Here is an 8721-nt window from a genome sequence, read left to right on the forward strand (position 1 = left end):
GCGATTCCCGATACATCTCGAGGTATTTCGCGCCATTCGCATGCGCCGTCTCAAACCCCGCCGGAACCTCCCGAAGCGCCGGTGCGACCGTCGGTTGTCCTTGAACTCCCATGAATTCCTCCTCTGTCGGCGACGAAAGCCGCCAGATGCCGCGGGACGCCCGCGGCTCCACTCCCGAAGAGCAGTGTAAACTGATTGTGTATCTTTTCGTAAACCCTTTTTTTGTCAGCACAATAATGTAAATATCTTTTCAAGATACGGATCAGGTTTGTAAATTAAATAGCAAGCCGATTCAGCGCCCGGAGCCGGCGCGACATCCCGTGCAATCGCGGCGGCGGGGCCTCCCTCCCCTCGATCCGCGCGCGAAAACACGCAAGGGTTGCAAGGCCTTGCCGCAAGACCGGGCTTTGCGGCGGCGGCGGGCGATCAGGCCGTCACTTTGGCGCCGTATCGGAACGGGCGGGCGGCGGCGCATCCTGGCGGTCCCGGTGCAGCGCGACGCGGCCAAGCAGCATCATCGTCACCGGCGTCGTCACCATCACGCAGATGCCGATCACCAGCTCGTGGATGAAGACCCGGTCCTGCAGCCAGGACCAGGACAGAAGCGAGGCGATCAGGATCGCCGCCGCCCCCCAACTGGTGCCAAGCGCGGGCGCATGCAGCCGGTCGTAAAAGCTTTTCAGCCGCACCAGACCGATCGCGCCAAGCAGCGTCAGCGTCGATCCCAGCAGCAGGAAGGCCGCGACCGGAGCGGCGATCCACCAGGGCAGGGTTTCGGGCGCGTTCATTCGATCACCTCGCCGCGCAGCAGGAATTTCGCCGCCGAGACGGTGCCGACAAAACCCGCCACCGCGATCACCAGCGCCGCCTCGAACAGGAAGGGCGTGCCCATCCGCATGCCGGTCACGATGAAGAGCAGCATCGTCGCGACATAAAGCGCCTCGAGCGCCAGCACCCGATCCTGTGCCCGCGGACCAAGCAGGATCCGCAGCGCAGCAAGACAGGCCGCCAGCGCCAGGGCGATCTGGGCATAGGTCAGCGCAAACGCGAGCAGGGAGATCATCCGAACGCCTCCAGCAACCGGGATTCGTAGCGCGCGCAGATCGTGGCGCGCAGGCTGTCTGCGTCCTGCAGCTCGAAGACATGCAGCAGGAGCACCCCGGTTCCGGGGTCGTAATCGATCCAGACGGTGCCCGGGGTGGCCGCCACGACCAGCGCCAGAAGCGCCAGCGCCACCGGATCGCGCAGGCGCAGCGGGATCGCCACGAAACCCGAGCGGCGCGGGCGCGGACCGCCGTCGTGCAGCATCCGCCGCGCCACCGCCCAGTTCGACCGCAGGATGTCGACCGAGACGACCCCGGCCAGACGGATCAGCGGCCAGATCGCGCGCAGCCGCGGCGGCTGCGGTTCCAGCCGGGCAAAGGCAAGCCCGGCCAGAATGGCGACCGCCCCGCCCAGCAGCAGATGGCCCAGCGAAAACCGCGTCAGCAGCAGCCACATCAGCGTCAGCGCCAGCGTCAGCAGCGGATGGGGCAAAAGCCGGGTCATGGCGCGGTCTCCTCGAAGGGGGCGCCGCGGGTGGCGACGGCGGGCTGCACCAGCGCGCGGGCGGTGTCCTGCATGTAGCCCAGCACCGGCTCGGCCTTGAGCGACAGCAGCACCAGCAGCCCGATCAGCGCCATAACCGGGGCGATTTCCAGCGCCAGCACCCGCGGCGGCGGCGCATCGGCGGCCCAGAAGCTTTGCACGCCAACCCGCACCAGACCGATCAGCGTCGCCAGCCCCGCGCCCAGAAGCAGCCCCGCAAAGGCCCAGTGCAGCGCATCGGGGGCCGTGCCCGCGGCCAGAAGCCCCTGCAACATCCCGAGCTTGCCCAGAAAGCCCGCCAGCGGCGGCAGCCCCGCCAGCGCCAGCGCGCAGGCGCCAAAGGACAGCCCGAGCACCGTCAGCGTCCCCGGGATCGCCAGCCCCGCCCCGGGCGCGGCCTCTTGTTCATGCTCGTCAAGCCCATAGGCATCGGCGGTCAGCGCCAGAAGCCCGGCAATGCCGCCCTCCTCGCGGTTCATCGGCTCGATCAGCAGGAACAGCGCGCTGGTCGCAAGGGTCGAGTTGAGCAGATAAAAAAGCGCCGCCGCCAGGATGCCGCTTTCGGCCCCCGCCAGCACGACGCCCACCGCGGTCAGGACCGTCCCCGAGGACACGAGCAGCAGATGCGCGGTGATCCGGCCCAGCCCCTGCGCGGCCAGAATGCCGATCACGCCAAACAGGATCGTCGCCATGCCGCCCGCGATCAGCACCGGCGCGCCAAAGCCCGCCGAGACCCCCGCCGCAGTGCCAAACAGCAGGAACGACAGCCGCAAGATCACATAGATGCCAACCTTGGTCATGATCGCGAACATCGCCGCCACCGGCGCGGCGCTGGCCATATAGGCGGTGGGCAGCCAGAACGACAGCGGCCAGATCCCGGCCTTGATCAGGAACGCGAGCCCCATGAAGCCCGCCCCGGCCTGAAACAGCGCCCGCCGCCCCTCGGGCAGATCGGCGATCAGCCGCGCCAGCTGCGCCATGTCAAGCGTGCCGGTGGCGCCATAGATCAGGCTGACCCCGATCAGGAACAGCGCCGATCCGGTCAGGTTGACGGCGATGTAATGCAGCCCCGCCCGCACCCGCAGCTGTCCGCCGCCATGCAGCAACAACCCGTAGGAGGCCGCCAGCAGCAGCTCGAAAAAGACGAAGAGGTTGAACAGATCGCCGGTCAGGAAGGCGCCGTTCAGCCCCATCAGCAGGAACTGGAACAGGCTGTGGAAATGCGGCCCCTGCCGGTGCCAGCCCGCCGCCGCATAAACCAGCGCGGGCAGCGCGAGCAGCCCGGTCAGCACCAGCATCAGCGCCGAAAGCCGGTCGTTCACCAGCGCGATGCCCCAGGGCGCGCCCCAGTCGCCCAGCCGGTAAAGCCCAGCCTCGGCGCCGCCCGGCCCCTGCCCCTTGGCGCGCGCCAGAAGCTCGAGCGCGCACAAAAGCGTCGCCAGCGCCGCGACAAGGCTGATCGCCAGCTTCGCGCGGCGCTGCCGGTCGTCATAGATCAGCATCAAGGCCCCGGCAAAGAACGGGATCAGGATCGGCGCGATGATCAGATGTTCGGGCGCGGGGATCATGCCTCGGGCTCCTTGCCGTCGACATGGTCATTGCCGGTCAGCCCCCGCGCCGCGATCAGCACGACCAGGAAAAGCGCCGTCGCGGCGAAACCGATGACGATCGCCGTCAAGACCAGCGCCTGCGGCAGCGGATCGGTATAGGCGGTCGGATCGACGAAACCGCCGCGCGGCATGATCGGCGGCACCCCCACCATCAGCCGCCCCATCGCAAAGATGAACAGATTGACCGCATAGGACAAAAGGCAAAGCCCGACGATCACCTGAAAGGTGCGCGGACGCAGCAGCAGCCAGACCCCCGAGGCGGCCAGAATTCCGATCGCGGCAGAGAGAACGATTTCCATCACGCGGCCTCCCGTTCCTTTTGTGCGACGCGCTCGCGCTCGCGCAGGCGGGCGATGCGCAGCGACTGGTGCGCCAGCGCGATCAGCATCAGCACCGTCACCCCCAGCACCAGCGCAAAGACCCCGGCATCGAAGATCAGCGCCGTCGCCGCCGGAACCTGCCCGATCAGCGGCAGATCGACATAGCGCGCATGGGCGGTCAGGAACGGATGGCCGAAGACGAAGGCGCCCAGCCCCGTGCCCCCCGCGATCAACAGCCCCACCCCCATCCAGCGGATCGGCAGCACGGTCAGCCGCGCCTCGACCCAGCGCAGATCATGGCCCAGATATTGCAGCAGAATCGCGATCGACACCGTCACCCCGGCGGAAAAGCCGCCGCCCGGCAGGTCATGGCCGCGCAAGAACAGGATCGCCGCCAGCACGATCAGCACCGGGAACATCCAGCGCATGATCACCGAGGGCACCAAAAGCGCATGCGCCAGCGTCGGATCGCGCAGCCCGGCTTCCTCCTCGGTGCGGGTGATGCTTTCGGGCGCCGGGCGGAAGCGGCGCAGCAGCGCAAAGACGGTGATGCCGACGATCGCCAGAACGGTGATTTCGCCGAAAGTGTCGAAGGCGCGGAAATCGACCAGGATCACGTTGACGACATTGGTGCCGCCGCCCTCGTGATAGGCGTTGCGCAGGAACCAGTCGCCGACATTGGGGATCAGCGGCCAGGTCATCATCACATAGGCGACGGCGGCCAGACCGGTGCCGACCGTGCCCGCGATGACGAAATCGCGCGCCCGTCGCAGCCGCGCGGGCAAAAGCCGGTCGGCGGCGATTTCCTCGCGCCGTTTCGGCAGCCAGCGCAGGCCCAGCAGCAACAGGACGGTGGTGACGATCTCGACCAGCAGCTGCGTCACCGCCAGATCGGGCGCCGACAGCCAGGCGAAGGTCAGGCAAGTCACCGCCCCCGCGCCGCCCAAAAGCACGACCGCCGCGAAGCGATGGTATTTCGCCAGCGCCGCCGCGCCCAGAGCGCAGGCCGCCCCCGCCCCCCACATCGCCGCAAAGGCCGGGTTGAGCGGCACCGACAGCGGATTTGCCGCGGGCGACAGCGCCCCCCACAGCGTCACCGCCCCCGCCGCCAGCGCCAGAAGCACGATCAGCCGCAACTGCGGTTGCAGCCGTTCCGTCCCGAACAGCCGCAGCCCGAGCCGCGGCAAGGTCCAGGTCAACAGGAACATCGTGCGCTCAAAGACTTTCTGCGCCCGCAGCCGGTGCAAAAGCGGCGGCCCCTCGGGCCCGCGCGCGATCTGCCCGCCGAAGACCGCGTAAAGCAGGATGCCCGCCGCCAGCGCGACGCAGCTCATCGCCAGGGGCAGCGTCAGCCCGTGCCACAGCGCGATGTCGGTATAGGGCAGATCCGGCCCCAGCACCGCGACCGCCGCCAGATGCAGCACCGGACCGAGCGTCAGCCCGGGCAGGATGCCGACGACAAGGCAGATCAGCACCAGCGCCTCGACCGGGCGGCGCATCAGCGCGGGCGGCTCGTGCGGGCTGCGCGGCAGATCGGTCGCGACCGGGCCGAAGAAGACGCTGGCGATGAAGCGCAGCGAATAGGCGACGGAAAAGGCCCCGGCCAGCACCGCCCAATAGGGCAGCGCATTGTCCAGCCAGCTGCCGTTGTTCCAGGCCGCCGCCGCCGCGAAGAACATCTCCTTGGACAGGAAGCCGTTGAGCAGCGGCACCCCCGCCATCGCGGCAGACGCGACGATGGCCAGGCTTGCCGTCACCGGCATCGCGTGGCGCAGCCCGCCCAGACGGCGCATGTCGCGGGTGCCGGTCTCGTGGTCGATGATGCCCGCCGCCATGAAGAGCGAGGCCTTGAAGACCGCGTGATTGAGGATGTGAAAGATCGCGGCAAGGATCGCGCCGGTGCTGCCGATGCCCGCAAGCGCGGTGATCAGACCCAGGTGGCTGATCGTGGAATAGGCCAGCAACCCCTTGAGATCATGCCGGAACATCGCAAGAAACGCGCCAAGGACCAGGGTCGCCATGCCGGTGCCGGTGACCAGATGAAACCACAGATCGGTCTGCCCCAGCACCGGCGAGAACCGCACGAGCAGGAACACCCCCGCCTTCACCATCGTCGCCGAATGCAGGAAGGCCGAGACCGGCGTCGGCGCCGCCATCGCGCCGGGCAGCCAGAAGTGAAACGGCATCTGCGCCGATTTGGTGAAACAGCCGATCAGGAACAGGCCCAGCACCAGCGGGTAAAGCGGATGCGCCCGCACCAGATCGCCCGCCGCCAGAACCCGGTCCAGATCATGGCTGCCGACGATCTGCCCCAAAAGGACCATCGCCAGCAGCAGGCACAGCCCCCCCGCCCCGGTCACGATCAAGGCCATCCGCGCCCCGTCGCGCGCCGCCTGGCCCTGATGCCAATAGCCGATCAGGAGGAAGGACAGGATCGAGGTCAGCTCCCAGAACACCACCAGCATCAGGATGTTGCCCGACAGGACCATGCCGACCATGGCACCGGTGAAGGCCATCAGAAAGGCGTAAAACCGCGGCACCGGATCGGTTTTCGACAGATAATAGCGCGCATAGATCAGCACCAGAATGCCGATGCCGAAGATCACCGACACGAACAGCCAGACGAAGCCGTCCATCCGGAACGTCAGATCAAGCCCGAGCGCTGGCACCCAGCCGATCTGGCCGCGCACCACCTGCCCCGCGCCGATCGGCCCGTGCAGCAGCGCCAGCACGACGCCCCCCGCCGCCAGAAACAGCCCCGAGACCCAGGCCGCCGCGTCATGCGCCCGCGGCGACATCGTGCTTGTCGCCAAAGCCGCCGCAAAGGGCAGCGCCACAAGGATCAGCAGCAGGTTTTCTTCGATCATGCGCCCGCAGCTGTCCTTTCAGGGGTTGAGGTCACGGAGGGGCCCGCCCCGAAACCGACCCCGGCGGTCAGCCCGACAAGGCTGCCGCGGGCACGGGCCCCGGATCGTGGCAGGGAACTCCTGTGTCATAAAGGGGTTGTTTACGACATTTCAAGACGATGCGTCGCGTTTTTGCCCCGCGGCCTTGGGGATCGTTTCGGGTGGCCCTTGGCGGCGGCGCGGTCTAATCTGACGCCGCTCTGGCCCGCCCGGCCCCGTCCCCGACCGCAACCGCGAAAGTCCCGCATGCGTATCCTGCACACCGCCGACTGGCATATCGGACAGACCCTGAACGGCTGGTCGCGCGAGACCGAGCACCGCGCCTTCCTTGCGCATCTGGGCGAAATCCTGCTTGCGGAACAGGTAGATGCGTTGCTGGTGGCGGGGGATGTCTTTGACGGGCTCAACCCCTCGGGCGAGGCGCAGCGGCTGCTTTACGCGGCGCTTGCGGGCTATGTGCGGGCCAATCCGCGGCTGCAGATCGTGCTGACATCGGGCAATCACGACCCGGCGCAGCGGCTGGAAGCGCCCGAGGCGGTGCTGCGCGAACTGGGCGTGCATGTCCTTGGCACGCTCACGCGCGGGGCCGAGGGGGTGGATCTTGGCCGCCATCTGATCCCCCTGCGCGACCGGGCCGGGCAGGTGCGCGCGCAGGTTCTGGCGCTGCCCTTCCTGCGTCAGGCCGATCTGCCGGGCCTGCGCCTGGGCGCCGAGGAAGGCACCGAGGGCGCCGTGACGGGCGCCCTGCGCGCGCTTCTGACCGAGACGGTGGCGCGGGCACAGGCGCTTGCAGGCGCGGTGCCGCTGATCGCGATGGCGCATCTGACCTGTGCGGGCGGGCTCGAAAGCGCGGGCGCCGAGCGGCGCATCCTGATCGGCGGCGATCATGCCGTGCCGCCCGAGGTCTTTCCCCCCGCGCTCGCCTATGTCGCGCTCGGTCACCTGCACAGGCCGCAATCGCTTGACGGCGGGCGGGTGCGCTATTCCGGCTCGCCCTTTCCGCTTTCCGCCAGCGAGATCGGCTATGACCATGGCGTGACGCTGCTTGATCTGGCGACCGGCGCCGCCCCCCGCCACATCCCGCTGCCGCGCCCGGTGCCGGTGCTGCGCCTGCCCGCAGCGGGCACCGCCCCCCTGCCCGAGATCCTCGCCGCGCTCGGGGCCCTGCCGCCGGGCGACACCCCGCGCGCCGAGGCGCCGTTTCTTTATCTTGCCCTTGCCGCCGACCGCCCGGTGACCGAGATCACCGCGGCCCTTGACGCCGCGCTCGAGCCCTTTCCGCTGCGGCTCGCCGGGCTGACGATCACCCGGCCCGAAACCGGCACGCCCGCCGCGCCGCTGCCGCAGGGGCTGAGCCAGACCACCCCCGAGGCGCTCTTCGCCATGGCCTTCCGCGATCTGCACGGCGCCGACCCCGAGGCCCGCCATCTGGGCGCCTTCCGCGACGCGCTGTCCGAGGTCTGACCCATGCGTATCCTGTCGATTTCCGGGCAGAACATTGCCAGCCTCGCGGCGCCCTTCCGCATCGATTTCACCACCGCGCCGCTGGCGGGCGCCGGGCTTTTCGCGATCACCGGGGAAACCGGGGCGGGCAAATCCTCGATCCTCGATGCGATGTGTCTGGCGCTTTACGGCGATGCGCCGCGGCTCTCGGCGGGGGCGCGCGGCGACAAGGTGCCCGATGCGGCGGGCGAGGAGATCAGCGCCGCCGACAGCCGCGCGATCTTGCGGCGCGGCGCGGCGACGGGCTGGGCCGAGGTGCGCTTCACCGCCCGCGACGGCGCCGACTATATCGCGCGCTGGCAGGCACGGCGGGCCCGCGACAAGGTCGAGGGCAAGCTGCAATCGGTGGCGCGCAGCCTTTCCCGGGCCGCCGACGGGCAGGTGCTGGCGGCGCAGAGCCAGGCGGTGAGCGAGCAGGTCGAGGCGCTGACCGGCCTGTCCTACGAGGAATTCCGCCGCACCGTCCTCTTGGCGCAGGGGGATTTCGACGCCTTCCTGCGCGCCGACACCGGCGAGCGCGCGGCGCTTTTGGAAAAGGTCACCGGAACCGGGCTTTACCGCGCCGTCTCGATCCGGGTCTATGAACGCACCGAGGCCGCGCGGACCGCCCATGCGCAGCTGCTGACGCGCGCCGCCGAGCATCGCTTGCTGGACGACGCGGCCCGCGCGGCGCTGACGGCCGAGATCGCCACACGGACCGCGGCGACCGCGGCGGCGGCGGCAGAGCGGGCGGGGCTGACCGAGGCACTGGCCCGGCACCGCCGCCACGCCGAGGCGGCCCGGCAGGTGCAGACC

Annotated in this window: 8 protein-coding genes; 2 read left to right on the plus strand and 6 right to left on the minus strand. The window is 69.2% G+C overall.

The features are described from left to right. Nucleotides 1–434: 434 nt before the first annotated feature. Genes mnhG through FBT96_RS16130 form a run of 6 tightly spaced genes read right to left on the minus strand, consistent with a single transcriptional unit; the run spans nucleotide 435 to nucleotide 6384 of the window. Nucleotides 435–788 (minus strand): monovalent cation/H(+) antiporter subunit G, encoded by a 354-nt coding sequence (gene mnhG, locus FBT96_RS16105; RefSeq protein WP_136908399.1) that lies wholly within the window; start codon nucleotides 786–788, stop codon nucleotides 435–437. Then, entirely contained in the window at nucleotides 785–1063 is a 279-nt protein-coding gene (locus FBT96_RS16110; protein ID WP_136908401.1) for a K+/H+ antiporter subunit F, read from the minus strand. The genes mnhG and FBT96_RS16110 overlap by 4 nt, the downstream gene beginning before the upstream one ends. Continuing rightward, complete coding sequence (locus FBT96_RS16115; protein ID WP_136908403.1) at nucleotides 1060–1548, minus strand: Na+/H+ antiporter subunit E; 489 nt, start codon at nucleotides 1546–1548, stop codon at nucleotides 1060–1062. The genes FBT96_RS16110 and FBT96_RS16115 overlap by 4 nt, the downstream gene beginning before the upstream one ends. Then, nucleotides 1545–3155 carry a monovalent cation/H+ antiporter subunit D gene (locus FBT96_RS16120; protein WP_136908405.1) on the minus strand — a complete coding sequence of 537 codons (1611 nt, stop codon included), beginning with the start codon at nucleotides 3153–3155 and terminating at the stop codon, nucleotides 1545–1547. Before FBT96_RS16120 ends, FBT96_RS16115 begins: the two co-directional genes overlap by 4 nt. Then, nucleotides 3152–3496, minus strand: coding sequence for a Na+/H+ antiporter subunit C (locus tag FBT96_RS16125; RefSeq protein WP_136908407.1), 345 nt, complete (start codon nucleotides 3494–3496; stop codon nucleotides 3152–3154). Before FBT96_RS16125 ends, FBT96_RS16120 begins: the two co-directional genes overlap by 4 nt. Next, nucleotides 3496–6384: a monovalent cation/H+ antiporter subunit A gene (locus FBT96_RS16130; protein ID WP_136908409.1), complete on the minus strand. Its 2889-nt coding sequence runs from the start codon at nucleotides 6382–6384 to the stop codon at nucleotides 3496–3498. The genes FBT96_RS16125 and FBT96_RS16130 overlap by 1 nt, the downstream gene beginning before the upstream one ends. Nucleotides 6385–6669: 285 nt before the next feature. On the opposite strand from FBT96_RS16130, the gene sbcD reads away from it, so the two are divergent. Together sbcD and FBT96_RS16140 are read left to right on the plus strand one after the other, a co-directional pair. After that, nucleotides 6670–7887, plus strand: a complete 1218-nt coding sequence (sbcD, locus tag FBT96_RS16135; protein WP_136908411.1) for an exonuclease subunit SbcD — start codon at nucleotides 6670–6672, stop codon at nucleotides 7885–7887. A 3-nt stretch (nucleotides 7888–7890) separates the two neighbouring features. After that, nucleotides 7891–8721 (plus strand): AAA family ATPase (locus FBT96_RS16140; protein ID WP_169583529.1); only part of this gene is annotated, 831 nt, incomplete at its 3' end.

Origin of the sequence: Rhodobacter capsulatus (assembly GCF_005144475.1) — a bacterium.
Classification (GTDB): domain Bacteria; phylum Pseudomonadota; class Alphaproteobacteria; order Rhodobacterales; family Rhodobacteraceae; genus Rhodobacter; species Rhodobacter capsulatus_C.

Bases quoted from the DNA above. Each gene is read 5' to 3' on its own strand.
- mnhG (WP_136908399.1), bottom strand. From the start codon at position 788: ATGAACGCGCCCGAAACCCTGCCCTGGTGGATCGCCGCTCCGGTCGCG.
- FBT96_RS16110 (WP_136908401.1), bottom strand. From the start codon at position 1,063: ATGATCTCCCTGCTCGCGTTTGCGCTGACCTATGCCCAGATCGCCCTG.
- FBT96_RS16115 (WP_136908403.1), bottom strand. From the start codon at position 1,548: ATGACCCGGCTTTTGCCCCATCCGCTGCTGACGCTGGCGCTGACGCTG.
- FBT96_RS16120 (WP_136908405.1), bottom strand. From the start codon at position 3,155: ATGATCCCCGCGCCCGAACATCTGATCATCGCGCCGATCCTGATCCCG.
- FBT96_RS16125 (WP_136908407.1), bottom strand. From the start codon at position 3,496: ATGGAAATCGTTCTCTCTGCCGCGATCGGAATTCTGGCCGCCTCGGGG.
- FBT96_RS16130 (WP_136908409.1), bottom strand. From the start codon at position 6,384: ATGATCGAAGAAAACCTGCTGCTGATCCTTGTGGCGCTGCCCTTTGCG.
- sbcD (WP_136908411.1), top strand. From the start codon at position 6,670: ATGCGTATCCTGCACACCGCCGACTGGCATATCGGACAGACCCTGAAC.